Source organism: Streptomyces sp. SID12501 (genome assembly GCF_010550245.1).
In the GTDB taxonomy this organism is placed as follows: domain Bacteria; phylum Actinomycetota; class Actinomycetes; order Streptomycetales; family Streptomycetaceae; genus Streptomyces.
On sequence record NZ_JAAGLU010000603.1, the window covers coordinates 1 to 451 of the forward strand.

The window sequence follows — 451 nt, forward strand, 5'->3', positions numbered from 1 at the left end:
ATCATGTCGGTGGCCGGGATCCCGCTGCCCTTCGTCTCGTACGGAGGCTCCTCGATGTTCGCCGTCTAGGTCGCCGTCGGGCTGTTGCAGTCGATCAAGGTGCAACGGCCGTTGTCGGCCTAATGCCCCGTTCACCCTGGAGTCACGTCCCGTTCAGCACTAAATTCGGTCCATGGCGCACACGAAGCGCGAGATCGAGCGGAAGTTCGAGTTCACACGGGCCGGCAAGAAGGGCTCCGGGCCGGCCCGCGGCGAGGTGCCGGACCTGACGGGCACGGCCGGGATCACGGCCGTGACCGACCAGGGCACCGTCGAACTCGACGCCGTCTACTACGACACACCCGACCGGCGGCTCGCCGCCGACGGCCTCACTCTTTGTCGCAGAACCGGCGGCGCCCGAGCCGGCTTACACTTCAACCTACCCGTTTCCCCGGGCGGCCGCGATGAGATT

Annotated in this window: 1 pseudogene; it reads left to right on the top strand. The window is 67.0% G+C overall.

Annotated features, from left to right (window positions below):
* Positions 1 to 172 precede the first annotated feature (172 nt).
* A pseudogene (locus G3I71_RS47485) lies at positions 173 to 451 on the top strand (metal-binding protein); the annotation flags it as partial.